The following is a 15,950-nucleotide window of genomic DNA, read 5'->3' on the forward strand; positions in this document are numbered from 1 at the left end:
CGGATGGAGGCTGCTCAGCGGGGGAGCGTTCGGACCATTCCCGGCTCGATCGCCAGGTCATCCAGGCGCTTGCGCAGCGTGTTGCGGTTGATGCCCAGCGCCCGCGCAGCCCGCAACTGGTTGTTGCCGTGCCGCTCCAGCATCGCCTCGATCAACGGACGCTCAACCTCCGCAATAACCCGGTCGTAGAGGGTGCCGTCGTCCAACGCCTGCGGGTTATCGTTGGCGAGGCGCCGGAGAAAGGCGCGAACCGCCCCGTCGATCGCGCCTTCCCCCTCGGCAGGCGCAAGGCTGCGCGAACCGTCGCCGAAGGAACCGCGGAGTTCGTCGGCGCTGATCCGCTCGTCCCGTCCCAGGACCGCGCAGCGCCGCATCAGGTTCTCGAGCTCACGAACGTTTCCCGGCCAGTCATGCCCATCCAGCGCCGCGACCGCATCCGCGGAGAGGGACCGCCGCGGAAGCCCTTCGTCAGCTGCGCGGTTCAGGAAATGCCGGGCAAGCAGCGCGATATCCTGCCGCCGCTCGCGGAGCGCCGGCAGGGCAACCGGCACCACGTTCAGACGATAGAACAAGTCTTCGCGAAACGCATTCGCCTGGACCAGGGACGCGAGATCCCGGTTGGTTGCCGCCACGATGCGAACGTCCGCGCGGATGGTCCGGGCACCGCCCACCGTCGTGAACTCACCCGATTGCAGCACGCGCAGGAGGCGCGTCTGCGCCTCCATCGGCATGTCGCCGATCTCGTCGAGGAACAGCGTACCGCCCGCGGCCCGCTCGAACTTGCCGGCGACACGCTGGGCAGCGCCGGTGAAGGCGCCTCGCTCGTGCCCAAACAGCTCCGCTTCGATAAGCTCCCGCGGGATCGCCGCCATGTTGAGCGCGATGAAGGGAGCCCGACGTCGCGGGCCGAGGTCGTGCAGGGCGCGGGCCACCAGCTCCTTGCCCGTTCCCGACTCGCCAGAGATCAGCACCGTCAGGTCGCTGGACACCACCCGGGCGATCACGCGATATACGTCCTGCATCGCGGGCGAGCGCCCGATCAGCGGGAGATTGGCGTCGATCGCCTCGCCCGGATCCGCGGGTGCGCTGGTACGCCGAGCGAGCGCCGCCTTTACCGCCATTCCGAGAACGTCCAGGTCGAAGGGCTTGGGAAGATAGTCGAAGGCGCCGGCCTCGTTCGCCCGCACCGCGGTCGTCAGCGTATTCTGTGCAGAGAGCACGATGATCGGCAGGGCCGGGTGCTCGGCCCGCAGCTTGGTCGCCATCTCCAGCCCGTCCCCGTCTGGCAGCACGACGTCGGTGATCAGCACGTCCGGTAGCGCCGCCCCGATTTCCGCTCGAAGCTGCGTCAGGGAGGCGGCGGCCGAGACGCGGTAGCCGTCGCGCCGCAGCGCCTGCGCGATGACGGTGCGAATGCTCGCGTCGTCGTCCACGACCAGAACGGAGGCGTCGATCATGCGTCGGGTGCTCTCGGCAAGAGGATACGAAAGACGGTGGAGGGCGGCTCTCCTTCGCGGGCGTAACGGATCACGCCTCCAAGCTCGCCGACCAGCTTCTCGACCAGCGGCAGCCCGAGTCCACGTCCCTCCCGCTTCCCGGACACAAAGGGTTCGAACAGATGCTCCGCCAGATCGGGAGGAGCGCCAGGACCGTTATCGATTACGCACAACTCGATCGGCAGTGGCCGGCGGGCTTTGCCGCGTCCACTGCTCACCGAAACGCCATGCCGGTAGGCCGTCGCCAACGTGATCCGGGGTGCCGCCGTCTCGCCCAGTGCCTCGGCAGCGTTCTTGAGGAGGTTGAGCAACAACTGCACGAAGGCGTCGCTCTCGAGCAGCACATCGGGAAGCGAGGGATCGAACCGCTCCTCGATGAGGATGCTGCTCGCAAAGCCCGCAGCTGCGATCTGCCGCGCATGCGCGATCAGCGGGTAGATGTTGCGCGCTTCGAGGGTCCGGGGCCGCTGGTCGGTGAAGTCCTCCATCCGGTCGATCAGCGCGGCGACTCGGTCGACCTCCGCCGTGATCAGGCTGGTAAGTTCCCGCCGCTCGTCCTCCTGCCCCACCTGCGCAAGCAACTGCGCGGCGCCCCGGATCCCGGAAAGCGGATTCTTGATCTCGTGCGCGAGCATCGCCGCGGCGCCGATTGCGGCGCGGGCTCCGCCTCGGTCGCCCGCGCTGGCGAAGCGGCGGGACGCCCCCTCCGGATGGATCGTAATGATACGCCAACCCGGCTGCTCCGGCAGTGCTCCCTCGACATAATCCGCACGCACCGGTCCTATACGATCGAGCACCAGCTCGACGTCATATGCTGCGAACCCGTGCCCGTCCCGTCGGGCCGCCGGCCCGCTCGGGAGCCGGACAAGCAGATCGACCAGCTGGCCCCGCATCGCACGTTCCGAATGGTTGAGCAGGCTCTCGCAGGCGCTGTTCGCATGCGCGACGGTTCCATCCGGCCGCACCACCAGCGCCGCGACCGGCAGCGCCGCGAACCACTCCGCCGCCTCCGGCTCTGCCATGGAAGGGGCGGCAGTGCCGCTTGCCACGTCGATACGGCTCAAGCAGCCGCGCGCGAGCGCCAAGGGGCGTAGAACTCGGCCAGCATCCGCCGGACGACGGCCGGATCCGCCTCTTGGTTCACCTTGTTGCGGAACTCGGCGGACCCATGCAGGCCGCGCGTGTACCACCCGATGTGCTTGCGCATCATGTTCACACCCACTTCAGTGCCATAATGCTCCAGCATCATCTCGTAATGCTCTGCAATCAGGAGATATTGCTCGTCGAGCGTCGGCTCTGCGCGCTCGGTTCCGTCCGTCAGCGCGTCCATCACCTGCCGAAGGAGCCACGGGCGCCCATAGGCGCCGCGACCGATCATCACGCCATCGGCGCCGGACTGGTCGAGCGCCTTCCGCGCATCCTCAACCGAGCAGATGTCGCCATTCGCGATCACCGGGATCGACACGGCGTCCTTCACGCTGCGGATGAACGCCCAGTCCGCCTCGCCCTTGTACATCTGGTTGCGAGTGCGGCCGTGGACCGTCACCATCCGCGCGCCGAGATCCTGGGCGATCCGGGCGAGTTCGGGCGCGTTGAGGCTGCTGTGGTCCCAACCCATCCGCATCTTGACCGTGACGGGCAGCTTCACCGCCTTCACCGTCGCGTCGATCAAGGCCGCGGCAAGCTTCAGGTCGCGCATCAACGCCGATCCGGCGTCGCCGTTCGTCACCTTGCGAACCGGGCAGCCCATGTTGATGTCGATGATCGCCGCGCCCCGCTCCTCGCTGAGCTTCGCGGCTTCGGCCATCTCCGCGGGCGTGCAGCCGACCAGCTGCATCGACACCGGCTCTTCGGCCGGGTCCCACGCTGCCTTCTGGATCGACTGGCGAGTCTCGCGAATGGCCGCCTGGCTGGCGATCATCTCGGTGACGTTGAGACCGGAGCCGTAACGGCGCACGATGCGTCGGAACGGCAGATCGGTCACGCCCGTCATGGGCGCGAGGATCACCGGCGCGGAGACGGTCACGGGACCGATCTGGATAGGAGCGAGGGTCTGCATCGGATGTGCCTGAAAAACGGGCAGCCTGTACGCGACTGGGCCGCACTAGGCAAGGCTGGCGGCGCGCAGCCGCTTGCGCTAACCGGCGCCGCATGAACGGCCATCGCACGGTCGCGCTGATCGTCGCCGCAGGTCGTGGCGAACGGTCCGGCAGCGCGCTTCCCAAGCAATTCGCATCGGTCGCCGGTCGGCCGATGGTGGCGCACAGCCATGCCGCCCTCGCCGGCCACCCTGCCATCGATCACGTTCTGGTGGTGACGGGTGCCGATCAGGCCGAGGCCCTGGAAGCCGCTCTCGGCCCGGTGCCCCACGTCGCAGGCGGCGCCACGCGCCGTCTGTCGGTGCTCGCAGGTTTGGAGGCAATCGCAGCGACGGGGGGCGCCGACCGGGTGCTGATCCACGATGCGGCGCGTCCGTTTCTGAACGCCGACGTCATCGATCGGCTGCTGAGCGCGCTGGATGCTGCGCCGGGGGCGGTGCCGGTGCTGCCGGTGGCGGACACCGTCGCACGGGCCGTGGGCGATGGGCTTGGCGAGGTCGTACCCCGCGAAGAACTGGTGCGTGTCCAGACGCCGCAGGCATTCGCGTTTTCCGCTATTCTCGCGGCGCACCGCGGCTGGGTTGCGGAGGCGGAGCCGACAGATGACGCACAACTGCTGCGCGCTGCCGGAGGCCAAGTCGTGCCGGTGATGGGAGATATCATGCTCGAGAAAGTCACCTACCCCGGCGACTTCGCCGCGGCGGAAGCGCGCGCTGCGGCGCGCTTCCGCGTCCGCAGCGCCACCGGCTACGACGTCCACCGACTCGAGGCGGGCGAGGAACTGTGGCTCGGCGGCATCCGGATCCCGCATGACCGCGGCCTCTCCGGCCACAGCGACGCAGACGTGGGGCTCCATGCCCTCACCGACGCGCTGCTGGGGACGATCGGCGCCGGTGACATCGGCACGCACTTTCCGCCCAGCGACCCGCAGTGGAAGGGCGCTGCATCCGACCGTTTCCTGGTTCATGCCGCCGACCTGATCCGCGCGAAGGGCGGGATCATCGACTTCGTCGACCTGACGCTGATCTGCGAGGCTCCGAAGATCGGACCGCATCGCGAGGCGATCCGCACCCGGATCGCAGACCTGCTGGTGCTTTCCGAGGACCAGGTGAGCATCAAGGCAACCACCACGGAGCGGCTGGGCTTCACCGGCCGCGGCGAGGGCATCGCCGCTCAGGCGATCGCCACCGTCCGGATCCCGGAGGCAGGATGAAGCCCTTTTTCTCAGCGGCGCTGGCTGCGCTACTCGCGACGGCAGGGACCGCGCAGGCGCAGACCAACGCCTGTGTCACCCGCACCGAAGCGGAGGCGCTGGTGCTGTTCGTCGCTCCCGACCTGATCCGACAAACGGGGCAGCGTTGCGCGGCCGCGTTGCCGGCAACGGCCCTGCTGCGGCAGACGAGCGGTGCGCTCCTCTCGAAATATGAAGCGGAGTCCGAGCGTGCGTGGCCGGAGGCTCGCAAAGCGCTGCTCAAGATCGCTGGTCCGGACGTGAGCCAGATGCTAGACTCCGCCTTTGCCAAGCCGATGATCGGAGCGCTGGTCGCACCCCTCGTCACGGGCGACCTGAAGGCGAAGGACTGCCCCACCGTAGAACGGGCGCTGACGCTGGTGCAGCCGCTCCCCGCTCGGAACACCGCCGCACTGCTCGTGCTGTTTGCGCAGGCCGACGCCGCAAGCCCGCGCCCGATGATGCGCCTGCCGGTCTGCCCGGCGGGCAAGGAATAAGAAGATGGACACCATTCTCCCCTCCCCGCTCGTTGAGGCCGCGCGCCGCGTGGTCGAGGAAAACCGCGCCGCCGGTCGTCGCATTGCCGTTGCGGAAAGCTGCACCGGCGGTCTCGTCTCGGCTGCGATCACCGCCATTCCCGGCTCCTCCGAAGTGTTCGAGGGCGGGCTGGTTACCTATTCCAACGAACTGAAGGCGAAGGTGCTGAACGTCAGCACCGACGTTCTGGAGACGTTCGGCGCCGTGTCGATCGCGACCGCCTGGAGCATGGCACAGGGACTGATCGAAGTGACCGACGCCGATGTCGGCGTGGCGATCACCGGTGTCGCCGGTCCCGGCGGCGGAACGGAGAAGAAGCCGGTGGGAACAGTGGTGTTCGCGCGCGCCGAGCGCGGCGGCGATCCCCAACACGTAATGGCCGACTCGCGCCATTTCGCCGCGGCAGACCGCGGGGACGTGCGGCTTCAGGCAGCGCTGTGGGCGCTTGAGCTGCTGCTGCCGGGCGTTGGGCTGGAGGAGGAACTGCCCCCCGCCCCGTAAAGCACGGCGGCGCGTTCCTCAAAGGCGCCGATCATCTTGCGAAGCGCACGATCGAAGACCTGGCCGGCGAGAAGCTCGAACATACGGTTCTTGAACGCAAAATCGACGCAGAAATCGACCAGCGTGCCGCCCTGCCCGTCCGACCGGAATTTCCAGTCGTTGTTCAGATACTTCAACGGCCCATCGAGATAGTCGACGCGGATATGCGCCGGCCGCTCCTTGGAAACCTTCGAGGTGAAGGTCTCACGCAGGCCCTTGAAGCCGACGACCATGTCGGCGACCATCTCGCTCTCGCTGTTCGATCGAACACGCGTCGCGCTAACCCAGGGCAGGAACTCGCCGTAGCGACCAACGTCGGCGACGAGTTCGAACATCTGTTCCGGCGTGTAGGGCAGATGGCGCGTTTCGGAGTGGCGCGGCATAGCGTTCAGCCCCGCGCCACGCCGAGCTTCGCGTCCCGCGCGGCGCGCATCTTCTCGAAGTCGTCGCCCGCGTGATAGCTGGACCGCGTGAGCGGCGAGGAAGCGACCAGCAGGAATCCCTTCGCGCGCGCAATCGCCGCATAGGCATCGAACGCCTTTGGCGTCACGAACTCAGCCACCTTTGCATGGCGCGGCGTCGGCTGGAGGTACTGACCCATCGTCAGAAAATCGATGTCGGCCGAACGCATGTCGTCCATCACCTGGTGTACCTCCAGGCGCTCCTCACCCAGGCCCAGCATCACGCCGGACTTGGTGAAGATCGACGGATCGAGCTTCTTGACGCTCTCCAGCAGCCGCAGCGACGCGTAGTAGCGCGCGCCCGGGCGGATCGTCGGATAAAGCCGCGGCACCGTCTCCAGATTGTGGTTATAGACGTCCGGCCGCGCGGCAACGATCGCCTCGACCGCCGCCTCATGCTTGTTGCGGAAGTCCGGCGTCAGGATCTCGATGGTCGTGGTGGGATTCGCGTTGCGGATCGCCTCGATCACCTTCACGAACTGCTTCGCACCACCGTCCGGCAGGTCGTCGCGATCGACTGAGGTGATGACGATGTGGTTCAGCCCCATCTGCGCGGCGGCATCGGCAACGTTCTGCGGCTCCATCGGATCGACGGCGCGCGGCATGCCGGTCTTCACGTTGCAGAAGGCACACGCCCGGGTGCAGGTGTCGCCCAGGATCATCACCGTCGCGTGCTTCTTCGACCAGCATTCGCCGATGTTCGGGCACGCCGCTTCCTCGCAAACGGTCGTCAGGCTCTTGGACCGCATCAGCGCGCGCGTCGCGGCGAAACCGGCCGATGTCGGCGCCTTGACGCGGATCCAGTCGGGCTTGCGTTCGCGGGGCGGGCGGGCGAGCGGCGTCATCTCGTTCATGGGCGCCAGATAGCGCTCGCGGGGCGCTCCCACAACCGCCGAGCGCCGCAAGCGGGCTTGCATTGGGCGCACGCGAAAGGCTGCGCGCAGAAATCGTTTGTTACTCGCCTCGCCGCGCGGGCTTTGATAGTCGGATCCCTATGACACGCATGACCGACCTCATCGAAGGCTATTACCGCTTCCGCGGCGGTGAATGGCAGGAAGAACGCGAGCGCTGGGCGGAGCTCAAGACTGGCCAGTCCCCGCGGGTGATGATCATCGCCTGCTCGGACAGCCGAGTCGATCCGGCGACCGTGTTCGGCACCCGCCCCGGCGAAGTGTTCGTGGTCCGCAACGTGGCGAACCTGGTGCCGCCGTTCGAAGTCGGCGGCGGCCGCCACGGCGTTTCCGCGGCACTCGAATTCGCCGTGACCAAGCTCGAAGTCGAAGAAATCCTCGTCATGGGCCACGGTGCCTGCGGCGGCGTCAACGCAGCGCTGACCCGTAGCCTGGAGCATGCTGCGCCCGGCGAAGGCGGCTTTGTCGCTCACTGGATCGACCTCCTCGACGAAGCGCGCGACCGCGTTCTCGCGCAATATGGTGACGGCCCTGAGGGCCAGGCCGCGCTGGAGCAGGAAGGCGTCCGCGTCTCCATGGCCAATCTGATGACCTTCCCGTTCGTCAAGGAACGGGTCGAAGACGGCCGCCTGAGCATTCATGGCGCAGTGTTCGCGATCGCAGACGGCAAGCTGCGCGTCCGCGACGAGAACGACGTCTTCTCGGCAGCCTAATCGCTAACCGCCGGCGAGTTGGTCCCTGAGGGTGGCCAACTCGCCGGTCAGCGGCGGCGGGTCCATTGGGACCGCCCTTTCCAGTCGCTCGGCGATCGCGGTGAGTGCCGCGATCCGGGCGGCTTTTTTGTTGTTTCCATCGATCGCGATCCACGGCGCCTGCGGCGTGTCGGTGCGGGCGAACATTTCCGCCATCGCCTCCAGATAGTCCGCGCGCCGGCTGCGATTGTGGAAATCATCCGGCCCGGTTTTCCAGCGTTTCCAGGGATCCTCGATCCGCGCGCGCAGCCGCTCGTCCTGCTCCTCCTGCGTCACATGCACGAACAGCTTCACCAGCGTGGTGCCGGATGCGATCTGCTGCGCCTCGAACGCATTGATCTCGCCATAGGCACGCTGCCATGCGTCGCAGGTAGCGAGCCTCTCCACCCGTTCCACCAGTACGCGTCCATACCAGCTGCGATCGAACAGCGCGATCGAGCCCGCCGGCGGAAGATCCCGCCAGAACCGCCAAAGGAAATGGCGGGCGCGCTCTTCGTCGGTCGGAGCCGCGACAGGGTAGACCTGGAAGTGCCGAGGGTCCCAGCGGGCGGTCAGCCGCTGGATGATCCCACCCTTGCCCGCAGCATCCCAACCTTCGAACATGACGATAGCGGAGCGGCCATGCACGATGTGCGCGACCTGGATATGCTGTAGCCGCTTCTGAAGCGCCTTCAGATCCTCGTCATAGTCGCCGTGGTATTTGGCGCCGGTCTCGTGATCGGAAAGGCAGAGGGTCATGCCGCTACAAGCGCGCGAGCCCCCGTGCCGTTCCGCAAACCCGCCAGCGCGCCATACGCGCCAGCGGGCTCGGCATCAGCCTGCCGCGCTTGGCGCCACGGCTTCGGCGGTGTCCTTCTTCGCCGTGTCGGCGGTCACCCGGATGTTGAGCTCGCGCAGCTGCTTGTTCGAGACGAAGCTCGGCGCGCCCATCATCAGGTCCTCGGCCTTCTGCGTCATCGGGAAGGTGATGACCTCGCGGATGTTCGGCTCGTCCGCCAGCAGCATCACGATGCGGTCGACGCCCGGTGCCGAGCCGCCGTGCGGGGGCGCGCCATACTTGAACGCGTTGATCATGCCCGCGAAGTTCGCGTCGACGTCCGCCTGCGAATAGCCGGCGATCTCGAACGCCTTGTACATGATTTCCGGACGGTGGTTCCGGATCGCGCCCGACGACAGCTCGATGCCGTTGCAGACGATGTCGTACTGGTAGGCCAGGATGTCGAGCGGGTCCTTGCTCTCCAGCGCCTCCAGCTCGCCCTGCGGCATCGAGAAGGGATTGTGGCTGAAGTCGACCTTCTTCGCGTCCTCGTCATACTCGAACATCGGGAAGTCGACGATCCAGCAGAATTCGAAGCGGCTGTCGTCGATCAGGCCGAGCTGATCCGCCACACGGGTGCGGGCGATGCCTGCCAGCTTGGCGGCCTGCGCCTCCTTGCCGGCGGCGAAGAACACGCCGTCGTCCGGGCCGAGGCCCAGCGCCTCGGCGATCTTGGCCATGCCTTCCTCACCGTGGTTCTTGGCGATCGGGCCGCCCCACTCGCCGCCCTTGCGGGTGGCATAGCCGAGGCCAGCAAAGCCCTCGGACTGGGCCCAGCTGTTCATGTCGTCGAAGAACTTGCGGCTCTTCTCGGCCGTGCCCGGTGCCGGCACCGCGCGCACTACGTCGCCCGCTTCCACGATTGACGCGAAGCGGCCGAAGCCGGAGCCCTGGAACAGCTCGGACACGTCGGTGATGATCAGTGGGTTGCGTAAGTCGGGCTTGTCGTTGCCGTACTTCAGCATCGATTCGCGGTACGGAATGCGCTTGAACGGCAGCGCGCTGACGGTGCGGCCCTTGCCCTGCCAGTCGGCGAACTCCTCGAACACGCCGTGCAGCACCGGCTCGATCGCGGCGAATACGTCGTCCTGCGTGACGTAGCTCATCTCGAAGTCGAGCTGGTAGAACTCACCCGGCGAACGGTCGGCGCGGGCATCCTCGTCGCGGAAGCAGGGCGCGATCTGGAAATAGCGATCGAAGCCCGCGACCATCAGCAGCTGCTTGAACATTTGCGGCGCCTGCGGAAGCGCGTAGAACTTGCCCGGGTGGACGCGGCTCGGCACCAGATAGTCGCGGGCGCCTTCCGGTGACGAAGCGGTCAGGATCGGCGTCTGGAACTCGGTGAAGCCCTGGTCGATCATGCGACGGCGAAGCGACGCGATCACCTGCGCGCGCAGCATGATGTTGGCGTGCACCTTCTCGCGACGCAGGTCGAGGAAGCGATAGCGCAGGCGGATGTCCTCGGGATATTCCGCGTCGCCCGCCACCGGCATCGGCAGCTCCTGCGCCATCGACTGGACGGTCACGGCGCGCGCGAACACCTCGATCTCGCCGGTGGCGAGGTTCGGGTTGACCGTCGCCTCGCTGCGGCGTTTCACCACGCCGTCGATGGTCACGACCGATTCCGCGCGCAGCGACTCGAGCGTCGGCAGCGCCGGCGAATCGCTGTCCGCGACGATCTGGGTGATGCCGTAATGGTCGCGCAGGTCGATGAAGAGCACGCCGCCGTGGTCGCGCTTCCTGTGCACCCAACCCGACAGGCGGACTTCCTGGCCGTCGTTGTCGGCGTCCAGCTGGCTGCAGTTGTGCGTACGATAGGCGTGCATAGTGCAATCTCTAGATTGCGCCGCCCAGCGGGAGCCGGGATTTCGCAAGCACGACGCTCTCAACGCGAAATCCCCGGCCCATGCTGAACCGGCGAGGAAAGGCAGGCCCGCCGCTTCCCTCCCCATCCCCCTTTTGTCAACCCGCAGCACCGCCTATGGGCATGCGATGCACATCCATCCGTTGATCACCGACAGCGCCGCCCTTGCCGATCTCTGTGCGCGCCTCGCCACTGCCGACTATGTCTGCGTCGACACCGAGTTCATGCGCGAGAACAGCTATTACCCAGAGCTGTGCCTGATCCAGATCGCCGACGACAAGGAAGCCGCCGCGATCGACCCGATGGCGCCGGGCATCGACCTCAAGCCCCTGCTCGACCTGCTGGTCGAGAACGAGGACGTGCTGAAGGTCTTCCATGCCGGCGGCCAGGATCTGGAGATCGTCTATAACCTGACCGGCAAGACGCCCCACCCGCTGTTCGACACGCAGGTCGCGGCGATGGCGCTCGGCCAAGGCGAGCAGGTCGGCTACTCCAATCTCGTCGACGCCTATCTCGGCATCACCGTCGACAAGGGCGCGCGCTTCACCGACTGGAGCCGCCGTCCGCTCGACAGCCGGCAGCTCGATTATGCCATCGCCGACGTGACGCACCTGTCCAAGATCTTTCCCAAGATGCTCAACCGCCTCCGCAAGACGGGGCGCGGCGACTGGCTCGACGAGGAGATGGAGCGGATCGGGAACCCGTCCAACTATTTCAACGATCCCGATCTCGCCTGGCAGCGCATCCGCATCAACAGCCGCAAGCCCGAGGTGCTCGGCCGGCTGAAGGCGCTGGCCCGCTGGCGCGAACTCGAAGCACAGGGCAAGGACCTGCCGCGCGGCCGCATCGTCAAGGACGAGACCATCGCCGATTTGGCCGGCAATCCGCCGAAGAAGCAGGCGGACCTCGCCAAGGTGCGCGGCCTCTCGGCGACCTGGGCCGGGAACGACATCGGCGGCCGGCTGATGGCGGCGCTGGCGGATGCGACGCCGCTTCCCGCGTCCGAGATGCCTGCTCGCGACGAACGCGGGCCCTCGCTGGGCAAGGAAGGGGCACTCGTCGCCGACCTCCTCAAGCTGCTCCTGAAGATCCGTGCCCGCGACATCAACGTCGCCGCCCGCCTGCTCGCCCGTTCCGACGAGCTCGAAGCGCTGGCGGCGGGACAGCGGGACAAGCTGCCTATTCTCCAGGGATGGCGCTATGAAGAGTTCGGGCGCGACGCCCTCGCGCTGGTGGAGGGCCGCATGGCGTTCTCGGTCGGAGGCGGCAAGCTCAAGATGACGTTGACGGAGACTGCAGAATGATCCGGTATCTTTTTCCGCTGGTGGCGCTTGCCGGCTGCACGCCTACCGTCGCGACGCAGGAGCCGTCGGCCCCGCCCGAGACAGGTACCCTCGGCGAGGGTCTGTGCAAGGTCGAGCCCCTGGCCGACCTGGTCGGCTCGCCCGCAAGCTCCGACCTGGCGGCGGAAGCGCTGCGCCGTTCCGGAGCGCGCGCGATGCGGTGGATCGCTCCCGACAGTGCAGTGACCATGGATTTCAGGCCCGACCGCCTCAACGTCGACATCGACGCAGGCGACAAGGTCACCCGCTTCCGCTGCGGCTGACGGCGCTCCCTGCCGCGGCTTCCAGTCCGAAGGCCGCGGCAAGCGCTCGGTGGCGCTTTTCGACGGCCTCACCGTACAAGGCAGCATCCACCGGCGCGTAGCGCAGGAGAATGGCACGGCCGGCGCGTTCCAGACGCGTTCGGTTGAGCGGCGCTCCCAGACCGCCGCTCAATCGCTGACCCAGCCGGATTGCGAGCCCCCACCGCCGCGCCGTGTCCAGCATCTCGGACCGGGCGAGCGTCGGAAGCGGTGCCGGCGAATCGCTTCCGCCCCCCAGCGCGGTATGCAGCGCTTGCGCCACCAGCGCGCGGCCAGCCGGATCGATCGCCACCCACTGGCCATGCAGCGCGATTTCCACGCCGCGTTCGGCGCGGAAGTCCGGGTTGGCATGCCAACCGACATCGGCAAGGAGGCATGCGGCGTGGCGGAGCCGTGCCAGATCCGCGGGCTCGTCGGCGAACAGCGGTGCGATCCACTGGTTCAGCAGGTCGCCATGTTCTTCGAACCGCGAGAGCCGGCGACCTTCCTCACGTGCAGCCGCCAGCAGCGGATCCTCTCGCCGCGCTTCCGGATCGAGCGCCTGGTAGAGCAACCCCTCGCGAAGACCGAAGGAGGACGTCACGGTGCGTTCGCTGCCTAGGCCCGACAGCACCTCTGAGAGCAGCGCGGCTGCGTCCCCTAGGGTGGGGATCCGGCCCGAGGACAGGTTGGGGACGGCCTTCAGGTCCTGCTTGCTGGCGGTCGTCAACATCGCCCCCAGCGTGCGGATGCGCGCCGCAGACATGGCATAGCCGTTGACGATCGGCAGCGGATATCGCGTCAGGTGCATGTCCCATTGGGTGAGCCCGCGCCAAGATCCTCCGACGAGGTAGAAGGGCAGCCCCGACCCCCGCCCCGCCCAGCCGCTGTTCTTCAACACCCCCGCGATGTGGCGCGCCAAGGCGTCCTTTCCCTTCTCGCGGATGGCGGCGATCCGCAGGACCCCCAAGGGGAAAGATGCCCGCTCGCGCACCTCTCCGCCGGAGACCCGGACCAGTTCGAGGCTACCGCCGCCCAGGTCGCCCACGATGCCGTCGGCGTCGGGAAACGCAGACAGCACGCCGTACCCCGCTCCGATCGCTTCCGCTTCGCCGGGCAGGATCTCGACCTCAAGGCCTTCCGCCGCGGCCAACGCGATCAGGTCGGACCCGTTGCTCGCATCGCGGACCGCGGCAGTGGCGACGGTGCGGACTTCCGGAACCGCCATCTCCCGCGTCAGCCAGGCAAAGCGCGCGAGGGCCGTTGCCGCCATCGCCATCGCCTTTCGATCGATGCTCCCGGTGCGGCTGAGGGAGCCGCCCAGGCCGGCCAACACTTTCTCGTTGAAGAGCACGGAGGGCAATCGTGGCGGCCCGTTGTAGACGACCAGGCGAACGGAGTTCGAGCCGATGTCGATGATCGCGTTCCGCGCGGTCACGGGCGCGGCAGGCAGCGGCGCAGGCGCGCGAAGGAGAGAAAGCAGCGCCATGGGTCAACCGTCCTGTTCGGTGAGATGCTGTCGGAGCGAAAGCTCCTGGGGCATGGTGTCGTCGAGCGCCGCCCCACGTCCGGACAACGAAGGATTGGTCATGAAATAGCGGTGCAGGTTGAAGCCCGGGCCATCCACTTCCACCCGCTTGTAGCTGCCGTCCGGCCCCAATTCCCAGCTTTGCTCCTCGTCGATCAGGTTGGCGAGCAGCACCTGATCGAGCACCTGCTCGTGCACGGTGGGGTTGGTGATCGGCAGCAGATATTCCACCCGCCGGTCGAAATTGCGCGGCATCCAGTCGGCCGACGAAATGAACAGCAACGCCTCGTCATTGGGCAGGGCGCTGCCGTTGCCGAAGGCCCAGATGCGGCTGTGCTCCAGAAAGCGGCCCACTATCGACTTGACGCGGATATTCTCCGACATGCCTGGAACCCGCGGCCGCAGGCAGCAGATGCCGCGGATCACCAACTCGATCTGCACCCCGGCGCAACTCGCCTCGTATAGTTTGTCGATCACCCTCGGATCGACCAGCGAGTTCATCTTCGCCCAGATCGCCCCCTCCCGACCCGCCTTTGCATGGCAGATCTCTTCCTCGATCAGCTCGATGAGGCGATCGCGCAGGTTGCGCGGCGAGATCGCGAGCCGCTCCAGATGCGCAGGCTCCACATAGCCGGTGATATAGTTGAACACCTGCACGGCATCGCGCCCGATCATTGGATCCGCCGTGAAGAAGCTCAGATCCGTGTAGATGCGCGCGGTGACCGGATGGTAGTTGCCGGTGCCGAAATGGCAGTAGGTCCGCACCCCGCCGTCCTCGCGCCGCACGACCATCGAGATCTTCGCGTGCGTCTTCCAGTCGATGAAGCCGTAGACGACCTGGACGCCAGCCCGCTCGAGCGCCGATGCCCAATAGAGGTTCTGCTCCTCGTCGAACCGCGCCTTGAGCTCCACCACCGCGGTCACGGACTTACCCGCCTCCGCCGCCGCAATCAGGGCGCTGACGACGGCAGATTGCTTGCCCGCCCGATAGAGCGTTTGCTTGATCGCGAGGACGTCCGGGTCGGCAGCCGCCTGCTTCAGAAAGGCGAGAACCACATCGAAGGTCTCGTAAGGGTGATGAACGACAATGTCCTTCGCCCGGATCGCCGCGAAACAGTCTCCACCGAATTCCCGGATACGCTCAGGAAACCGCGGACTGAACGGCGGAAACTTGAGCTCCGGGCGATCTTCCTCGACCAGGAGCGAGAGATCGCCGAGACCCAGGAAGCCACTCTTCTCAATGAGCAGCGCATCGCTGCCGCCGAGTTCCTCCTTGAGCACGCTGAGCAGGCCGTCGCTGATCCCGCTTTCGACCTCCAGCCGGATGACACGTCCGCGCCGGCGCCGCTTGATCGCGGAGCGGAAATAGAGAACCAGATCCTCCGCCTCTTCCTCCAGCTCGATATCGCTGTCGCGCAGCACGCGGAAATCGGCCGAAGCCCGAACTTCGTATCCGGGAAAAAGCAGCGAAGAGAAGCGCTTGATCAACGTTTCTATCGCGACGTATCGCGCTGGCGTGCCGGGCAGACGGACGAAGCGCGGAGCCGCCGCCGGTAGAAGGACCAGTTCCCGCACCCGCACGCCATCGGCAATGCGGACGAGGTCGAAGATCACGCTCAAACCCTGGTTCGGGATGAACGGGAACGGGTGGGCCGGATCCAACGCCTGGGGCGTGATCATCGGGAACAGCTGTTCCTGGAAATGGCGACGGAGCCACGCCTCCGCCTCGCCCGCAATGGCGTCGCTTTCGAGGACGAAGATGCCCGCCTCCCCGAGCGCTTCCGCGAGGTCATCCCAGATCCGCTGCTGGCTCGCCACCAGTGCTGCCGCATCCTCGACGATCGCGGCAAGCTGTTGCGCGGGTGTGAGGCCGTCGATGGACTTGAGTTCGACGCCCTGCATCACCTGGCCCTTCAGGCCGGCAACGCGCACCATGAAGAACTCGTCCAGGTTGCTCGCGGAGATCGAGAGGAACCGCAGCCGTTCGAGCAGCGGATGCGCCGGGTTGCAGGCCTCCTCCAGCACCCGCCGATTGAACGCCAGCCAGGAGAGTTCGCGATTGAAATATCCTTGGCCGGTTTCCGTCACCT

At 66.9% G+C, this 15,950-nt stretch carries 15 protein-coding genes; 6 read left to right on the top strand and 9 right to left on the bottom strand.

Features of this window, described 5'->3' with window-relative positions; all coding sequences use genetic code 11:
• Positions 1-14: 14 nt before the first annotated feature.
• Genes ntrC through dusB form a run of 3 tightly spaced genes read right to left on the bottom strand, consistent with a single transcriptional unit; the run spans position 15 to position 3,555 of the window.
• On the bottom strand, positions 15-1,457 hold the full coding sequence (ntrC, locus tag ABDZ92_RS08775) for a nitrogen regulation protein NR(I) (RefSeq protein WP_125959646.1): 1,443 nt from the start codon (positions 1,455-1,457) through the stop codon (positions 15-17).
• Complete coding sequence (locus ABDZ92_RS08780) at positions 1,454-2,581, bottom strand: two-component system sensor histidine kinase NtrB (protein WP_425542287.1); 1,128 nt, start codon at positions 2,579-2,581, stop codon at positions 1,454-1,456. The genes ntrC and ABDZ92_RS08780 overlap by 4 nt, the downstream gene beginning before the upstream one ends.
• Positions 2,557-3,555, bottom strand: a complete 999-nt coding sequence (gene dusB / locus ABDZ92_RS08785; protein WP_125959645.1) for a tRNA dihydrouridine synthase DusB — start codon at positions 3,553-3,555, stop codon at positions 2,557-2,559. Before dusB ends, ABDZ92_RS08780 begins: the two co-directional genes overlap by 25 nt.
• A gap of 92 nt (positions 3,556-3,647) precedes the next feature.
• Between dusB and ABDZ92_RS08790 the strand changes: the two genes are divergently transcribed.
• From ABDZ92_RS08790 to ABDZ92_RS08800, 3 genes are read left to right on the top strand one after another with little or no spacing between them, the layout of a single operon-like run.
• Positions 3,648-4,808, top strand: a complete 1,161-nt coding sequence (locus tag ABDZ92_RS08790; protein WP_125959644.1) for a bifunctional 2-C-methyl-D-erythritol 4-phosphate cytidylyltransferase/2-C-methyl-D-erythritol 2,4-cyclodiphosphate synthase — start codon at positions 3,648-3,650, stop codon at positions 4,806-4,808.
• The gene (locus tag ABDZ92_RS08795; protein WP_125959643.1) at positions 4,805-5,323 is read left to right on the top strand and encodes a hypothetical protein; all 519 of its coding nucleotides are present in this window, start codon (positions 4,805-4,807) and stop codon (positions 5,321-5,323) included. The genes ABDZ92_RS08790 and ABDZ92_RS08795 overlap by 4 nt, the downstream gene beginning before the upstream one ends.
• Before the next feature lie 4 nt (positions 5,324-5,327).
• The gene (locus ABDZ92_RS08800; protein ID WP_125959642.1) at positions 5,328-5,864 is read left to right on the top strand and encodes a CinA family protein; all 537 of its coding nucleotides are present in this window, start codon (positions 5,328-5,330) and stop codon (positions 5,862-5,864) included.
• On the opposite strand, the gene ABDZ92_RS08805 is transcribed toward ABDZ92_RS08800, so the two are convergent.
• Positions 5,789-6,286, bottom strand: a complete 498-nt coding sequence (locus ABDZ92_RS08805; protein WP_125959641.1) for a type II toxin-antitoxin system RatA family toxin — start codon at positions 6,284-6,286, stop codon at positions 5,789-5,791. The genes ABDZ92_RS08800 and ABDZ92_RS08805 overlap by 76 nt on opposite strands.
• Positions 6,287-6,291: 5 nt before the next feature.
• The gene (gene lipA / locus ABDZ92_RS08810) at positions 6,292-7,218 is read right to left on the bottom strand and encodes a lipoyl synthase (protein ID WP_125959640.1); all 927 of its coding nucleotides are present in this window, start codon (positions 7,216-7,218) and stop codon (positions 6,292-6,294) included.
• Between the two features lie 140 nt (positions 7,219-7,358).
• Here lipA and ABDZ92_RS08815 point away from each other — a divergent pair, with 140 nt between their 5' ends.
• Positions 7,359-7,988, top strand: coding sequence for a carbonic anhydrase (locus tag ABDZ92_RS08815; protein WP_125959639.1), 630 nt, complete (start codon positions 7,359-7,361; stop codon positions 7,986-7,988).
• Positions 7,989-7,991: 3 nt separating this feature from the next.
• On the opposite strand, the gene ABDZ92_RS08820 is transcribed toward ABDZ92_RS08815, so the two are convergent.
• Both ABDZ92_RS08820 and aspS read right to left on the bottom strand, forming a co-directional pair.
• Positions 7,992-8,765 carry a polyphosphate kinase 2 family protein gene (locus ABDZ92_RS08820; protein WP_125959638.1) on the bottom strand — a complete coding sequence of 258 codons (774 nt, stop codon included), beginning with the start codon at positions 8,763-8,765 and terminating at the stop codon, positions 7,992-7,994.
• A 75-nt stretch (positions 8,766-8,840) separates the two neighbouring features.
• A complete protein-coding gene (gene aspS / locus ABDZ92_RS08825; protein ID WP_125959637.1) occupies positions 8,841-10,670 on the bottom strand; it encodes an aspartate--tRNA ligase in 1,830 nt (609 codons plus the stop codon).
• 166 nt (positions 10,671-10,836) lie between these two features.
• On the opposite strand from aspS, the gene rnd reads away from it, so the two are divergent.
• The gene (gene rnd / locus ABDZ92_RS08830; RefSeq protein ID WP_125959636.1) at positions 10,837-12,012 is read left to right on the top strand and encodes a ribonuclease D; all 1,176 of its coding nucleotides are present in this window, start codon (positions 10,837-10,839) and stop codon (positions 12,010-12,012) included.
• Positions 12,009-12,314 (top strand): I78 family peptidase inhibitor, encoded by a 306-nt coding sequence (locus tag ABDZ92_RS08835; RefSeq protein ID WP_125959635.1) that lies wholly within the window; start codon positions 12,009-12,011, stop codon positions 12,312-12,314. The genes rnd and ABDZ92_RS08835 overlap by 4 nt, the downstream gene beginning before the upstream one ends.
• Here ABDZ92_RS08835 and ABDZ92_RS08840 read toward each other — a convergent pair.
• The gene (locus ABDZ92_RS08840; protein WP_125959634.1) at positions 12,292-13,821 is read right to left on the bottom strand and encodes a Ppx/GppA family phosphatase; all 1,530 of its coding nucleotides are present in this window, start codon (positions 13,819-13,821) and stop codon (positions 12,292-12,294) included. The genes ABDZ92_RS08835 and ABDZ92_RS08840 overlap by 23 nt on opposite strands.
• A 3-nt stretch (positions 13,822-13,824) precedes the next feature.
• Positions 13,825-15,948 (bottom strand): RNA degradosome polyphosphate kinase, encoded by a 2,124-nt coding sequence (locus ABDZ92_RS08845; RefSeq protein ID WP_239434765.1) that lies wholly within the window; start codon positions 15,946-15,948, stop codon positions 13,825-13,827.
• Positions 15,949-15,950: the final 2 nt, after the last annotated feature.

The organism is Sphingomonas molluscorum (assembly GCF_039522995.1).
Lineage (GTDB): Bacteria > Pseudomonadota > Alphaproteobacteria > Sphingomonadales > Sphingomonadaceae > Sphingomonas > Sphingomonas molluscorum.